The organism is Spartinivicinus marinus, assembly GCF_026309355.1.
In the GTDB taxonomy this organism is placed as follows: domain Bacteria; phylum Pseudomonadota; class Gammaproteobacteria; order Pseudomonadales; family Zooshikellaceae; genus Spartinivicinus; species Spartinivicinus marinus.
Genome location: NZ_JAPJZK010000001.1, coordinates 5,101,808 through 5,116,963 on the forward strand (window position 1 = coordinate 5,101,808; position 15,156 = coordinate 5,116,963).

General features: G+C 39.0%; 16 protein-coding genes, 1 pseudogene and 1 riboswitch. Of the genes and pseudogenes, 9 read left to right on the forward strand and 8 right to left on the reverse strand.

The window, feature by feature from the left end:
• Positions 1–74 precede the first annotated feature (74 nt).
• Genes OQE68_RS22925 through OQE68_RS22935 form a run of 3 tightly spaced genes read left to right on the forward strand, consistent with a single transcriptional unit; the run spans position 75 to position 1,433 of the window.
• Entirely contained in the window at positions 75–413 is a 339-nt protein-coding gene (locus OQE68_RS22925) for a RidA family protein (protein ID WP_266195903.1), read from the forward strand.
• A 50-nt stretch (positions 414–463) separates the two neighbouring features.
• Positions 464–1,027, forward strand: a complete 564-nt coding sequence (locus OQE68_RS22930; RefSeq protein ID WP_266195799.1) for a GNAT family N-acetyltransferase — start codon at positions 464–466, stop codon at positions 1,025–1,027.
• Between the two features lie 7 nt (positions 1,028–1,034).
• Complete coding sequence (locus OQE68_RS22935; RefSeq protein WP_266195800.1) at positions 1,035–1,433, forward strand: NUDIX hydrolase; 399 nt, start codon at positions 1,035–1,037, stop codon at positions 1,431–1,433.
• Positions 1,434–1,516: 83 nt separating this feature from the next.
• Here the strand turns inward: OQE68_RS22935 and OQE68_RS22940 are convergent, their stop codons facing one another.
• Complete coding sequence (locus tag OQE68_RS22940) at positions 1,517–1,708, reverse strand: transposase domain-containing protein (RefSeq protein ID WP_266195865.1); 192 nt, start codon at positions 1,706–1,708, stop codon at positions 1,517–1,519.
• Positions 1,694–2,083 (reverse strand): annotated as a pseudogene (locus OQE68_RS22945) (IS66 family transposase); the annotation flags it as partial. The gene OQE68_RS22940 and the pseudogene OQE68_RS22945, both read right to left, overlap by 15 nt.
• Before the next feature lie 601 nt (positions 2,084–2,684).
• Between OQE68_RS22945 and ltrA the strand changes: the two are divergent.
• Positions 2,685–4,022 (forward strand): group II intron reverse transcriptase/maturase, encoded by a 1,338-nt coding sequence (gene ltrA / locus OQE68_RS22950; protein WP_219340275.1) that lies wholly within the window; start codon positions 2,685–2,687, stop codon positions 4,020–4,022.
• Here the strand turns inward: ltrA and OQE68_RS22955 are convergent.
• Genes OQE68_RS22955 through tnpA form a run of 3 tightly spaced genes read right to left on the reverse strand, consistent with a single transcriptional unit; the run spans position 4,004 to position 5,862 of the window.
• A complete protein-coding gene (locus OQE68_RS22955) occupies positions 4,004–5,116 on the reverse strand; it encodes an IS66 family transposase (RefSeq protein WP_266195519.1) in 1,113 nt (370 codons plus the stop codon). The genes ltrA and OQE68_RS22955 overlap by 19 nt on opposite strands.
• Positions 5,117–5,164: 48 nt before the next feature.
• Positions 5,165–5,530: an IS66 family insertion sequence element accessory protein TnpB gene (gene tnpB, locus OQE68_RS22960; protein ID WP_180571953.1), complete on the reverse strand. Its 366-nt coding sequence runs from the start codon at positions 5,528–5,530 to the stop codon at positions 5,165–5,167.
• The gene (gene tnpA / locus OQE68_RS22965; protein ID WP_266195399.1) at positions 5,530–5,862 is read right to left on the reverse strand and encodes an IS66 family insertion sequence element accessory protein TnpA; all 333 of its coding nucleotides are present in this window, start codon (positions 5,860–5,862) and stop codon (positions 5,530–5,532) included. The genes tnpB and tnpA overlap by 1 nt, the downstream gene beginning before the upstream one ends.
• Before the next feature lie 48 nt (positions 5,863–5,910).
• On the opposite strand from tnpA, the gene OQE68_RS22970 reads away from it, so the two are divergent.
• A complete protein-coding gene (locus OQE68_RS22970; RefSeq protein ID WP_180570797.1) occupies positions 5,911–6,213 on the forward strand; it encodes an antibiotic biosynthesis monooxygenase family protein in 303 nt (100 codons plus the stop codon).
• A 22-nt stretch (positions 6,214–6,235) separates the two neighbouring features.
• On the opposite strand, the gene OQE68_RS22975 is transcribed toward OQE68_RS22970, so the two are convergent.
• Positions 6,236–7,003 (reverse strand): sulfite exporter TauE/SafE family protein, encoded by a 768-nt coding sequence (locus tag OQE68_RS22975; protein WP_180570796.1) that lies wholly within the window; start codon positions 7,001–7,003, stop codon positions 6,236–6,238.
• A gap of 845 nt (positions 7,004–7,848) precedes the next feature.
• Here OQE68_RS22975 and OQE68_RS22980 point away from each other — a divergent pair.
• Positions 7,849–8,610, forward strand: a complete 762-nt coding sequence (locus OQE68_RS22980) for a substrate-binding periplasmic protein (RefSeq protein WP_180570795.1) — start codon at positions 7,849–7,851, stop codon at positions 8,608–8,610.
• Between the two features lie 122 nt (positions 8,611–8,732).
• Here the strand turns inward: OQE68_RS22980 and OQE68_RS22985 are convergent, their stop codons facing one another.
• A complete protein-coding gene (locus OQE68_RS22985; protein WP_180570794.1) occupies positions 8,733–9,005 on the reverse strand; it encodes a hypothetical protein in 273 nt (90 codons plus the stop codon).
• A gap of 152 nt (positions 9,006–9,157) precedes the next feature.
• Complete coding sequence (locus OQE68_RS22990; RefSeq protein WP_180570793.1) at positions 9,158–9,763, reverse strand: TonB-dependent receptor plug domain-containing protein; 606 nt, start codon at positions 9,761–9,763, stop codon at positions 9,158–9,160.
• A 122-nt stretch (positions 9,764–9,885) separates the two neighbouring features.
• Positions 9,886–10,081, forward strand: a riboswitch (FMN riboswitch).
• Positions 10,082–10,410: 329 nt separating this feature from the next.
• On the opposite strand from OQE68_RS22990, the gene ribB reads away from it, so the two are divergent.
• The 3 genes from ribB (at position 10,411) to OQE68_RS23005 (ending at position 14,549) form a co-directional block, all read left to right on the forward strand.
• Entirely contained in the window at positions 10,411–11,073 is a 663-nt protein-coding gene (ribB, locus tag OQE68_RS22995; RefSeq protein WP_180570792.1) for a 3,4-dihydroxy-2-butanone-4-phosphate synthase, read from the forward strand.
• 919 nt (positions 11,074–11,992) lie between these two features.
• The gene (locus tag OQE68_RS23000) at positions 11,993–13,510 is read left to right on the forward strand and encodes a peptidase (protein ID WP_180570791.1); all 1,518 of its coding nucleotides are present in this window, start codon (positions 11,993–11,995) and stop codon (positions 13,508–13,510) included.
• Between the two features lie 238 nt (positions 13,511–13,748).
• Positions 13,749–14,549: a class I SAM-dependent methyltransferase gene (locus tag OQE68_RS23005; RefSeq protein WP_180570790.1), complete on the forward strand. Its 801-nt coding sequence runs from the start codon at positions 13,749–13,751 to the stop codon at positions 14,547–14,549.
• Positions 14,550–15,156 lie beyond the last annotated feature (607 nt).

The window sequence follows — 15,156 nt, forward strand, 5'->3', positions numbered from 1 at the left end:
CAAATAATACCTCATTTGTGGTATTGTGCTCTACCCCCTAGGAATCCATATAGAGCCATAAAAATTTACCTGAAATTGTAGGGCCCTATGTACATGCTGTTCGTCATGATAAAACATTGTATGTATCAGGGTTAACGGCATTAGGTACTGATAATCAAAGCAAAGGTATAGCAGAGCAAACAGAAACTGTATTGAGCCAGCTTCAAACAATTCTTGAGATTGAAGGGTGTGATTCAACTAATATCCTAAAAGCCACATTATTTTTAAAATCAATCGATGGTTTGTCAACCATCCGACCTATGCTTGTTGAGTTTTACGGTAAGCATCTTCCTGCTTGCTCTCTGGTTGAGGTATCCAGCTTAATTCATCCAGATCTACTGGTTGAAATTGAAGCGGTAGTAGCATTATCTTAGTTACTGTATTCTAGTTAGCTTTTATGACACTTTGTTTGGAAGTAATATAAATGGTTGAAATAGCAACCCTGAAAACAGAGCGGGTAATACTTCGTCAATGGCAGTCGGAGGATTATAAACCTTGTGCTGCTATCAATGCTGATCCTGTAGTGATGAAGTACTTTCCCAGTTGTTTATCAGCTGTGGAAAGTGATGCGTTTGCAGATAAAATAGTCTCTTTGATTGCCAAACGAGGATGGGGGCTATGGGCAGTAGAGTTAGTGGATACTAAACAGTTTATTGGTTTTGTAGGTCTTCATCAGCCTGAAGCAAAGCTGCCTTTTACCCCTTGTGTTGAAATTGGCTGGCGCCTGGCTAAGGCATATTGGGGCGTTGGTTACGCAACAGAAGCAGCACAATCAGTATTACAGTTTGCGTTTAATCAATTGAACTTGAGTGAAGTGGTTTCTTTTACATCAGTGACTAATAAACAGTCGAAAGCGGTGATGCAAAGGCTAGGGATGGTCAATACCAGGCAAAATTTTGAGCATCCTAGTGTATCAACGGAAAGCCCATTACGGGAGCATGTATTGTATAAAATCACTAAACAGCAATGGTATGCTTTTCACGAATGAGATAATAATGAAAGAAATAGATAAGTTGGCATGGATCTTTATAAAAGATAAAAAAATACTGGGTGCTCGATCTAAAGGTAAAGATACTTACTATATTCCTGGAGGCAAACGGGAAGTAGGTGAAACGGACCAAGCTGCACTTATTCGAGAAATTAAAGAAGAATTATCAATTGAGCTTAAACCTGAAACGCTTGAATATATAGCAACATTTAAAGCGCAAGCCCACGGTCGTTCAGTAGGTACTCAGGTTAAGATGACCTGCTATTTAGCAGAGTTTAGTGGTGAAATTCGGGCTAATGCTGAAATTGAGGCAGTAAAATGGTTAGGTTACCAGGATAAACAGAACTGTTCATTAGTATCAAGTAAGATAATGGAGTGGCTATATAGCCAGGGGCAGATAGTATGATACTAGAAGTCGCTATTTTAGATGTAAAACTGTAAGCGCCAATTCTTTAGCGTTATTGAGCTAAGCTAGTCAATAATTTACGGTTAACTCAGCAGGCTTTTATCAACATTCCAAGGAAGTAATGCCTCAAGCTTTTCGACACTATCTGCATAGGGTAGTGCTTTTAGGACGATTCTAAGATAATCATAAGGCTCTAAATCATTGGCTTTAGCGGTTTCAATGAGGCTGTAATAAGTGGCGCTGGCATAGGCACCTTGTGGTGTATCTGCAAACATCCAATTTTTTCGACCAACAGCAAAGGGGCGGATAGCATTTTCTGCTTTGATATTGCTGATGGGGAGTATTCCTGATTCACAATAGACGACCAGTTTATCCCATTGATTATCAAGGTAAGTAAAGGCCTGACCAATTTTGCCGTCCTTGGGTACTTTGTCTTTATGTTTATCTAACCATTTCCGGATATTGTCTAATTGTGGTTTAGCGTGCTTTTGTCTGATTTGATATTTTTGTTGAATATCCAGCCCTTTTATATCTTTTTCTATGCGATATAGCTTGGCAATCATATTGAGAGCAATGGTCGCTTTGCTGACGTTGCCCGTTTGACTTGTATGTTGAGGCTCAGCTTTTTTGGCCTCTACAAATTTACGGCGAGCATGATCCCAACTTGCGACAGGCTAAGCCTGAGAATGAAGGAGGTATTAAATGAGCTGAAATCATTCATTGAAATCCAGAGGGTTCAACTCCCTCCCGGTAAAGGTTAACCACCAGCCGGAAGTGAGTCTTGCATGGGTAACGGCAACGTTATTCGTGAAGCGTAGACAGCGGGTACTGAAGCCGTGGGATTGAGTCTCGATATCATGTACCAGTCGGAGACCTCATTGTGTTGGGTGTGGGGTCAGCACTGCCAATACCACTACAGGTGAGGTATTGCAGTCCGACCGGGATCTATGACCAGGGCAAAGGTATAGGATGGATTTCTCAGGAACCTGTGAGGTCCAGTGTTGACCTGGGTAGTAACCACCATAGGCTCTATGGTTGAACAGGGCCAGGCCATCAAGCAACTGCTTCCAACTTGATGGAGCAAACAGGAAGCAATCTCAGGAGCCCGTGAGCGAATCCATAAGTGACCGGGTAGTAAATACTGGAAGTCTTAGTGCTCCATAGTACTGCTGACTTAGGGGAACTCTGCTCGGGAGGACCCTAACGAGGAAAGGGAGCACCATTGTTATTGAATCGTTATTGGGAAACATAATGGGTGCACAGAAACCTATATTTGTGTCAACGAAACAACAACGAATAGCCATGCTGGCCCGTAATAACCCAGCGATGGCCTTTACTTCTCTAAATCACTATATTGATTATGCATGGCTTCTTAGAGCCTACCAACTTACCCGTAAAGACGGGGCGGTTGGTGTGGATGGTCAAACAGCAGCAATGTATGAGAGCCAACTGGAGTCTAACCTCCAAGACTTATTGGACCGAATTAAATCGGGGCAATATAAAGCTCCCGCCATACGTCGCAGTTATATCCCTAAGGGTAATGGCCAACAACGGCCATTAGGTATTCCTACCTTTGAGGATAAGATTGTTCAGCGAGCGGTTGTGATGTTGCTGGAGCCTATTTATGAACAAGACTTTTATGATTGTTCATTTGGTTTCCGTAAACACCGATCAGCTCATCAAGCTCTGCAAAGTCTACGTAATCATATTATGGATGAGAAAGGCCGTTGGGTGCTGGATGTTGATATTCAACGATATTTTGACATGATTGATCATCAACACCTGCGAAATTTTCTGGCCAGACGAGTAGTTGATGGTGTTGTCCGTAAACTGATTGATAAGTGGCTAAAAGCTGGCGTTCTAGATGCTGGGGTATTGAAATACTCCGGCAGAGGTACGCCGCAGGGTGGGGTAGCATCCCCCCTATTAGCTAATGTGTATTTACACTATGTGTTGGATGAATGGTTTACCCAAGAAGTAAAACCACGTATGCGAGGCAATTGTAGTTTAACGCGATTTGCCGATGACTTTGTCATGGTATTTGAGCGTTATGATGATTGTTATCGTGTACAACAAGTGCTGGGTAAACGCTTTGAGCGATATGGACTTAACCTACACCCAGAGAAAACCCGGCGTGTCGATTTTCGCTTTCGATTTAGGAAAGAAAATCAGCAACGAGGAAAGGCCGTTAATTTTGACTTTCTTGGGTTTACACATTACTGGGGTAAATCCAGACGAGGCCATTTTGTTGTAAGACAGAAGACGGCTAAAGACCGGCTTGCCAGGACACTGAAAGCATTTAATGAGTTTTGTCGGCGATATCGTCACAAGCCATTGGATGTACAGCATACAATGCTCAATCGTAAATTACGGGGACATTATGCCTATTTTGGTGTCACGGGTAATGGTAAATCGCTAAGAAACATCCACCATAAAGTACAACACTTGTGGCGTAAGTGGTTGGGGCGGCGGTCCAGGAAAAGCTATATTCCCTGGCAACGATTTACGGCCCTCCTCAACCGTTTCCCATTAGAACAGCCACATATTTATCATCAGTATATTCAAGGCCATCAACTAGCGAGGCAATAACGATGAGGAACCGGATGCGTTAATTGCGCTCGTCCGGGTCTGTGAGGGGTGAGGGCGGTAACGTCCTCATCTACTCGGAACCCAAGTCGCGTAATACTATTCTCTTGACATACCGCATCGTAAGCCGCATAACCATCTGTCTGTAAGTAGCCTTGATAGCCTTCAAACAGTCGCAGGGGCACCTCCTTTTCGCGAGAGGCATCATAAGTAAATAATACGGCTGGTTGTTCTGGTGGACCACCGAGTGTCACCCACATATATTTATTGGATGTAGGTGAACGACCAGGCTCTTTTAATACCTGGATGCGGGTCTCATCGGCTTGAATAAGTTCATATACCAGTTGGTGGTCTCGCAGTAGATTGATTAATGGCTGCAATGGCCGAGCGAGCTTAATTAACCAGTTCGCCATCGTCGTTCGGGTAACGCTTCCTCCGTAGCGGTTAAAGATACCTTCTAAACGATGTAAAGGAAGCGCATCCATGTATTTGGCAACAATGATATAAGCAAGCATACCAGTACTTGCTACCGATTTGGGTAAGGGATGCTGAGGTTGTAGGGCTGACTTGATTGTGCGTTGCGCGTTATCATCTTCAAATACGGCTTTTTCTTGCAAGTATTCCAGGACACGCACTTTGGCTGGGATAATATCCAGCTCCTCTTTCACTTTGACAAAAAAAGTATCAAGTGCCCCCGCTTTATCTTCTTCACTGAGTGTGAGGTAGATTTGCTCTCTTGGAATAGCAGGTGACAACCCTTTCCGGCCACCCTTTTTCTTGGGCGGTTGTGGCTTACTCTCTTCTCCATCAGCCGTGTTAGCCTGTTGCTCAAGCTGCTCTGCTTCATTAAACAACTCTCCTTGAGCAGTATTTTTTTCACTGCTGGGTCCAAATCGGCGGTGACGTTCTAAACGTAAATACTCCTCTAATATGGCAATGCGCTTTTGCTGCTCTTCAATAATATGGCATTTTTGATCAATAAGCCGTTTATTATCAGCGATAATGGCTTCTTTTTCTTGGAGCAAACTACTGAGTTCTTCTACATAAGAAGAGGAGAATTGCTGACTAGTAGAGGCGATATTTTTGGGTAATTTCATCGTAGATAAATTATACCCAATTAACGCCTGAAACTCACGCCTTAAAGATTAAAAACACGACTCATAATGCAGTTTTTTATGGGGTACCATTTTATTGATATCGTACCCATCCAGTAGCCAATTTATTTGCTCACCTGATAGGGTAATCAGTGACTCTGTCCGCTTAGGCCATTTAAATTTTTCCTCAACTAAACTTTTATAATACAGAACAAACCCATTGTTTTCCCAAAACAAACATTTAATTTTATTACGCTTTTTATTGGTAAAAGCATAGAGGTGTCCTTCATAAGGGTTATGCCCTAACTCTAGCTCAACAATCGCGGCTAACCCTTGGTAGGACTTACGAAAATCGATAGGAGGACGATAAAGGTAAACGGCTGTTAATGACGCTGAAGGACGCATAATCAATGTCATCACAGTACCTTCAATAGCGCTTGGACAATTTCTATATTCGACAGCTGTATACCCGTCAAACAAACTCCATTGGGAAACTGAAGTGTTAGGTTGGGGGGAGTGTTATTGTCTTTTATTTGGCTCTCTTCGCTCATTGTCACAGGGACAAAGTTAGAGGGAGCTAGTGTAGCGGCTTGTGGAACGTCGGCGTGTTCAAACTTACGATACCAATAACTTAATTGGTTAGTTTTTAAATTGTGTTGCTCACAATACGCTTTTTGAGTGAGGTTGGATTGCTTCCATGCTTGAATATGTTTATACCACTTATTTTGAAGGGCTGTATGTGTTGCCATAATTGACTCCTCTGAACAATGAGCCCATTATGAACCACTAGAATATTTATCAAAGTACGCGGGTTATTTGGCGCTTACGTAAAACTTAGCCAAGAAGGAGATTTTGAACAAGCCTTTAGTAAAGCACAGACGATAATTGTGAATATACCTGGCTATATATCACATCAATTGCAGAAATGTATAGAGAAGCCTAACCGCTATATTTTATTAGTAAACTGGCAAACAATTGAAGATCATACAGTGGGTTTTAGACAGTCTGATCAGTATCAAGAGTGGAAAAGACTATTACATCATTTTTATGAGCCATTTCCTGAAGTAGAACACTACACTTGTGTTTATAGTAATAAGTGACGAAAAATATCATTATAAGTCATTAAAACAAAAGCCCTTTCATCTTATTAATCAGTTGAATGAGTGACAGTCCTAAAAAGAATGTGATAGACCATCGTAGTTTTTGATCACTTACTTTGTGGTGCAGGTGGGTACCAATATAACTACCTAAAATAACAGCTGGTGTAATTATCATAACCCATAGCCAAGGTATTAAGTCACAAAATAACCGGGGCATTAAACTGCTGCTGACTGAAAATGTTCCAATAATACCAGCTGAGCTGACTACTTGGCGTATTGGTAGACCTATAATATAAGCGAAAAAAGGAATAAAAAAGAAAGCACCACCTTGGCCAATGACACCATTTAGCAGCCCGATACATAAAGAAGTAGAGAATAATAGTGAATTATTTGACTCGTTATATTCAATAAAACTAGGTACAGTAATACTAGTAATCAAAGCAAAAGATAGCATTAATGTAAAGGTCGTTAAAATCCATAACTCACCAAGCTGTAATATAAAACAACTGGACGTCATTGCTCCTAACCCCATTGGGACGCCAATAGTACAACCAAACTTTACATTTTGGGTATGCTGGCGATGAAAATACCAGCTACTGATAGAGCCAACTAACCCTTGTGTGGCGGTAATACCGGTAATCTGCTCTAAACTCAATACATTGCCAGTCATTATAGGGGCTAATAGGATTAAGGCAGGAGCCAGTAAGACACCTCCACCGAACCCCAAAAAACCTGCAATAAAACCAGTAGTGAGTCCAAGCCCTAGGATGATGATGGTAAAAATAATCACAATAAAATCACTATTGAATTTTAACTTTAAAAGTATAAATAACTTATGAGAAAAAGGGCTAATGCACTTGATAACCTGTATTTTAAGTTGTAATCATAAATGTCTTATAAGTACAGCTTTCTATCTGATTAAGATAGAAATACAACAATTGACATCTTTTTAGATGATATTGCGCTGATTTAGAGTAGCAGCTTGTATTTGCTCTTCAAATTAAAGTTCTTGTAGTTTGACTTGAAAGTCTATGTTGGACCCTATCTGGTTCATTTAGTATGAGTTGATATGAATATTCAATGACTACATGGTTTGTTGTAAGAAAGCAAATGTGGCTACTTAGTGCACAGTAAACGGTATGCTTAAGTTAGGTTGAAAAATGTGCGATGAGGCTGTTATGTGATGTATTTCAAATAATAGTGCTATTTGTTTTTTAACAAAATAATTAAGACATTTTCAATATACAAACTGATTCAACAAATTTTACATAACGAATGGGCTATCTGTTGGTCTTAATCAATTAGGGCCTGTTAACACTATTTGTAACCGTCACTGTTGTGACTGTAAAAACGCTAATCTAGGTGCGAAGAGAGAAATTTAGTTGTTCTAAATAAACAATGAGCAACAACGAGTAGCACTTTTACAGCCACAACCCCTCGGGCCGAGATTATTTTTCCGCCCAGCCGTGTAGTTATGTATGTAGAATGACTACACGGCATTCCTTGTGCCTTGCTGGACAAAATAATAGCCTCCGGCAGTGATGATTCAAATAGTGTTAACAGGCCCTAGGAGAGACTGTTTTTCGTATACATTCGAAACATGTTACAATTAATACTAAGCTTAATGAGGCTAGTATGAAGAGATTGTTTTTTACACTATTAACTGTTGCTTACTGTTTACCACAGATCGCATTGGCTAACTTGAAAATATTGCGAAGTGATTTCAGAAATATCCCACCATTAATGTATGAACAAGATGGAGAGCCAACTGGTGCGTTAGTGGATATTTTAAATGCGGCAGCTAAAGAGCTTGGTTACCAAGTGATCTGGCGAAAGTCTTCTATGGACAGGACTTTACGAGATGTAAAAACAGGGTTAGTAGATATCATACCGAATGTACCTGATAAGCTGCAAACAGATGAAGTTGTTGAGTTTGTTAAACCGATTGGCGAACAACAGCATAAAACCTACTTTTTAGTCAAAGAGACAAGTCAAATAGAAGTAGGGCGCTTTGTTACACTAGAGAAGTTTAAATTCAGGCTCGGTTTAATCCAAGGTAACTCCTATTTTAAAGCACTGGATCAAGCTGAGTCGCTAAGAAAAACTTATTACCGGTCTTTACCCGCTTTAATTAAAGCATTCGATGAAAGAAAAATTCATATTTTAACGGCATCTGAGTCAGAAATTGTAGACGTTGAAAAGCTATTAAACGTTAAAAATATAAGTTTTAGATATTTAAACTATCGGCCCAAAGGCATAATTTTACATAACTATGCTGTTGCCAAAGGGTCACCTCATGCGGTATTAAAGGATGAATTTAATAAAGTAATACAAGAGTTGGTTGAATCAGGGAAAGTGAAAGACTACTTTGCTAAATATAAGTTGGAGTTAAAATAAAAAGCTATATTTTTTATGAGTGGTATTGTCATAGCTGATTTTTAATGTTACGTTCCCCTATGCAAAAAGGACTAAACCCTTTGCGAAGGGGAAAGTTGGCAGTTGATAGCCATTTTCTGTAATTATTCTCTCAACCGGGTAAAATAAAAATAGTTTAATCCAGTGGTTGAATTTGCTACTACGCTAGTTAATTGCCAACCATCATCTAGCATGTCTCGCAAGTTACTATTAATTCGTCTTCTGTCACTAATATTATAACAATCAGGATTTCTACCATCTGGCTCAGCTTCACAATAGGCTAATTCTTGAACTGAATCATGTGCTTGAGCAAATGGTGTTATAAACAATAATAAGACGGTAATAGTTTTTATTGATGTATATACTATTTTGTGCATGAAATTAGGCCTTTAAGGGACACTATTATTTTATCAGGCAGATTGTAAATGGGCTGATTAACAGTGTGCATTTCAATTAACGACCAGTTTTATTGCAAATAGTACTAAACCTTTGATGCTTGTTGGATTGTTCTATTGGATCATGGGTGCCACTAAAAAGAAATTTCAACTGTGCCATAAACTGATCTACCTTGATAGTTTGGAAAAGTACTAACGTTTCTTGTTGCATAATTTGGAAAAAATAAATTTTTATTTAACAGGTTGTCAATATAAAAATTCAATTTAACATCAGATAGTTGTTTTTTTTCTGTGAATTTACCAAGGTCTATTGGAAAGTTTAGGTATAAGTCCATGTGAACGCCTTGACCTTGTGAATTTGTTAACGGACGACCATTTAACAAGTACAGAATCTGGTTATCTAGCAGTCCATTTAACGCTGCACGAAGAGATACTTGGTTTTCCTGGAATATATGGTTACCAACAACCATCATATTGATTTGCCGGTTTAAGATATCGCGTAAGTTTCGTCCACCAAACCTTTGGATCTCATCAGAAGATATAATGGTTACAATACCTGGCGCATTTTCAATAGACTCTTCTCGCTTAGATACCACACTGATCGTCATAAGCTCTTCTAGTTCAAGTTCTAGTAAATTTTCAAGTTGATCTTGAGAGGCAGAAAGTGGGGTTCCTAGTATGAAAACAAAGCAAAATACTAAGTAATTAATTACATTGGGCGTGGGGAGTTGCTGAGGCATTTATACTTCATTTATTCTTATTAACAACAAGCTATTGCTCAGTATAGACTTACTGATACCAGTTTTCCTAAAGTAGCTTGTCTTTTCTCTATCTCTTCTTATATATTAGCACCCATCAATTTCGTTATTCTCAGGGCGGGGTGAAATTCCCCACCGGCGGTGATCTTATTGGCTGAAAATGGTTTCAGCCAATAAGAAAGCCCGCGAGCGCTTGGTTAATAGCTCTCCTTTACAAGGTTGAACGCTATATAACCAAGGTCAGCAGATTTGGTGTAACTCCAAAGCCGACGGTGATAGTCCGGATGGGAGAGGGTAGCGTATGCTACTACGACAGTTGCATAATGTAGTACAGCTTATATTGCTCGTTATAAGTGCAACCTTTATGGATGCAATATATTATGGATTCAATATAGGTGTAGCTGAAAACACAGCATGCTATTAAGTTAGTGTGAGTGATTACGGCCAAAAATATTGATGTTGGATATCTATTTGGTTGGAAGGTTGTTGTTCAGCTGTTGCTAGTGGTGCATGGGTGATATTGGTAAAGTTGTTACTTTATTTTGCGCATGGGCCGCTAGGTTGTACTCATAGCTAAAGGTATGCATTTTCCCATGCCCTGATTCATGTTTATGCATTGGAGTACTATCATGAATCAGTTTCTAAGTAAGCAGTTAAATGCTTTTACTCAACGAGTGGAACGGGCTCTGTCTGCTCTGAGGCAAGGTCAAGGTGTTCTGTTGGTTGATGACGATGATCGAGAGAATGAAGCTGATTTGATATTTGCTGCGGAATTTATCACAGAAAAGCAAATGGCCATGTTGATAAGAGAATGTAGCGGTATTGTCTGCTTATGCCTCACTGATGAAACCCTGCAAGCGTTGGACTTACCCATGATGGTGGCTAAAAATACCAGTCATTATGGCACGGCTTTTACCATATCCATTGAAGCAGCAGAAGGTGTCACCACTGGTGTTTCAGCTGCTGATCGGGTCAAAACCATTCAAACGGCAATTGCTTCTGATGCCAAACCAGTTGATTTGAGGTGGCCTGGCCATGTATTTCCTTTAAGGGCACGGCCAGGTGGGGTACTGACTCGCCGGGGGCACACCGAAGGAGTTATTGATTTGATGGCATTAGCGGAGTTAAAGCCTGCTGGCGTTTTATGCGAACTAATGAATGCTGATGGTACGATGGCGAATCAGCAAGAAATTCTACAGTTTGCTAATGCTCACCATATGCCTATTGTATCCATTGAAGATATTGTTAGGTATCGGCAGCACTTTGAGTTGGCTGAAGCTGCCACGGTCTAAAAATATATCAATAAATGAAGGGTATAGCTTCTATACTCTTCAATAACTCTCCGCAGCACAATTTAACTAGGTAATAAAGTAAGTAATCACATAAAGTTGCTTCCGTTATTTAGCTATTTCCAGCGATAAAGCTGTATACAAAACAAACCAAATAAATATTATTCATAATAAGTAGGAAAATAAATCATATAGGTCATGGTGTATTAGACGTTAGTTGTATATATAATATTTTTTTAGCTATAAAAACGTCAAATTGTTCTAATGCTATACAGCTGTGAGCGCTCGCATACTATTTATATTATGTATTAACTGACGTACTCTTTTTTTAAAGGAAAACTAGCCAAATAAAACATGAATGTGACATAATCCCGCCCATTAAACAGGGTGTTGGCGGTTGATTTATGTCATGATTACGTTAACACCTGATGATTATAATAAACCTAAATGATGTGATTGCTTGAGAGATTGTAAAAGTTAATTTCTCAAAAGTTAGGTGATAGCAGCAATGATGATCCAGTACAGAAGTACAAGGATAAACTTGAAACCATATCGGTTAAAAAACTGTATATTTGTATCTTCAGTATTCCTGCCAGACTTATCTTGGTTAGTGGCTATGTTTAATAGGCAATAACACTAACTTTCAGCGCTTTAGTATGCACTTTGCCAAGCTGGGTACTAATTGGTGTTTTATTTTATATGGTGTTTTACAGAGTTATTTATACTTAAAAAGATAATAGATTAAAGATGCCTTAAAGTGGGTGTTCGCTTTAAATAATGCTTTTAAATAGAAAAATAATTTTAATGTGGTATATATTTGTTGCCATAAATAAAAAGTTTACTAGCTACTTTAATTAAGGCTGGTAGGGAATTGCTTTTGTTAAAAAAAGCAGTAATAAAAAACTAAATAAAGGAAGACTTAATGAAAACTTACAAACCTCTCTTTGCAATGACTTTATTAGCTGCAACAATTCAAGCTAATGCAGGTGTCAGCCAGGCAGAGCAAGCTGATATAACACAATTTTTAGATAGATTTCACCAAAACCCTCAACAGGTAATGGATGAGGTTCCAGTTAAAGAAAACTACCAAGGGCAAGCAGCTACTGTCGTATCTAAGTTTTCTCAAGAAGAAATTGAGTCAAAAGCTTATGTAACTAAAAAAGACCAATTTAAAAAATCCATTGTAAAAACACAAAAAAGAGTAGGGTATGCGAGAGCAGCCAGTCAGTATAATGACAACCCAGCTCGTTTAGTTGATAGTGGCTATGAATTAATTCGTAATGTGCATACGATGGATCAGCAAAACCTACATAGTGCTAAGTTAGATGAAGTACCTTGGTCTGATGACTACTGGGCTTTATACAAAGGTGGACTAGGAGCTCGTTATGCTGACAGAGGGTTTTGGAATAGTAGCGACTGGAATGATTACTGGACTTACACAAACCAAACTAAAACACCTGACAGTTATGTAATGGCTGGCAATATTGATGATTTATCGCCTTCTGAAAAATATGACCTACTAGTTGGTGATAGTGGTTATAGTATGACGGCTTCAAACTGGAATATGGGTAAGTCTTATTACGACCGTAATGGTAGTGTTGAGCGTTGGATGGGGTTATGTCATGGTTGGGCTCCAGCTGCCTATATGTTACCTAGACCAAAACATAGCATTGTAGTTAAAGGTGCTAATGGCGAAGATATTAAGTTTTACCCATCTGATATCAAAGCACTAGGTACTTTACTGTGGGCTGAAGCATCACCTGGTGTTCGCTTTATTGGTGGTCGTTGTAATACTAAAAACCCAGCTAGAGATGAAAATGGTCGGGTAAAAGATCAAAAATGTTTTGATACTAACCCTGGCAGCTGGCACCAATCTGTAGTTAACCAATTGGGTGTAAGCAAGCGTAGCTTCATTATTGATGCAACCTATGATTATCAAGTATGGAACCAGCCTGTTTACAGCTATTCTTATACGTATTTTAACCCAGAAACAGGTGTTGCCTATGACAATGCCAAAGATGCAATGATTGCTGTTGAAAATTACTCAAAAGACAAATTTAAGAAATATCGTGCATCAAATGCTAAAAATGTTGTAGGGGTAAGAATGCGGATGAGTTATGTGGTTGAAACCAGCCCATCTCATCGTGAATATGACGACTCTCGTTTTGATGGTATCACATCTGTCCGTTATACCTATGACCTAGAGTTGGATAAGAATGGTAATATTATTGGTGGTGAGTGGTATACCAATAAGCATCCAGATTTCTTATGGACACCTGGCCCTAACGATCGTGCGATGAGCTATGTGACTGGAAACGGTGAGTGGAAAGAAGGTGAAAGCATTCCTCAAAACTGGAGAAGTCAAGCAACTTGGATGTCTCGTTATAGCCAACCATTAACGAGTATTGTAGAAGAACTCTTTAAGAGAGCTTCTCAATAGTCAGTTAAAATTGTATGAGTAAAAAAAGCAGGCCATAGGCCTGCTTTTTTTTTAGAGAGGATAACAGTAGTAGCTAATTACAAGGAAACGAATACCAAAGCATATGGTTTCATGGCTCTTCGATAACTGATAACTAGCCCTAAAACCCATTTGGATTGGATATATATCAATGGCTAATATGTTATGGTGAAGTATGCGAACTAAACTTTGAAAATTAGCTTATTAAAGGCTAGTGGTCATGTCGAAGCAACAACAAAACAATCAAAATGATAATGGCCAAGGGGCACAACAATGGAATCAACTAGCGTCTATTGCTGATTATTTTTTGCACTTTGGATTGAATCCAGACTTGGCATTAGAGATTAAACAGCAGTTGCTCAATCAGTGGGAATATCAGTATGCATTATTACTGGGTTGTAGTGGTGGTGAAATACAAGGGATATTTCAGCAAGCAGATAATGCCCATTGGGTTGGAGTAGATTATGCTCAGCTAATGTTAGCCCTTTCCCAAAAAAGCAATCAGATAGCAGCAGATGCAGCTAAATTGCCATTGAAAAATCGTAGTATGGACTTAATTGTTGTTGCGACTGGAATATTAGATCATATCAATGATCAAGCAGTTATAAAAATCTTGGCTCAGTGTTATCAGGCGAGTAAGCAAGATGGACAGATTCTATTGTGTTACCATCATTACTCTCAAACTTTATTAAAACAACTTTGGTGGTTAGGCGCCTTTAAAGGGAAAATAATACACCAACAACAATTGAACCGCTGCTTTGTGATAGCCAGCTATATGCGCAAAGTGTTGAGTAAGGCTGCTACAAAATTTTCATTGTTAGACTTAGGCAAAGATTTAGAACTACTTTGTAATGAAAGGCAGTTAGATTTTAAACAGATAATTTCTTGTCTACCAAGTAAGCATTATGTTCGATCACGGAAAGCACTTCAACAGCTGGCAAAACAAGCTGGCTGGCAATTATCACCTGTTGACTTGGAAAGTAAGGCACTGCTTGTGTTAAGTGGGTACAAAACTAGCTGATAAAAAGCATCTCATAAAATACACTTTTTTATAAGCTCTCTAAAGATAGTTTTGATAAAAAAATCCCACCTAAAACTAGGTGGGTAAGGCAGTAATGGGGTGAACACCCCAAAATATATTTATATAAAACAAAATATTAAACTGAACTGCAATAGTCAGTCAGGTAATAAATGTTAACTACGTCGTTAATCTTTCTCATCACTCATTTTTTTGTGTGGGTAGTGGTTAAATAAAATGTCATTACCAGCTTCTTTATGAGTGTTTTACCCAAACGGTAATAATGATGTTATATACCCGGCGCGAATCATTTTTAGGTTTTGTTATCGTCGCTCCTGACCTTCAGGGAAGGTGGGAATGCAGTTAATGCATGGTGTCACCCCAATCACCTATTAATATAGCCTCATGAGGCTTCGTCACTTGATGGCCTCACCTAAAAATCCTATGCATTGGGTATATGTAGTGCATTCTAATTTATTATCGATAGCAATATAAAAGTTGAGTGTGAATTACATCAAATAAATGCCGACAACTAGTCGAGTCAACCCACTCTAATAAAATATTTCTCATTAACTATTGTGACTATTCTCACTAATTATTCTGGTTACTC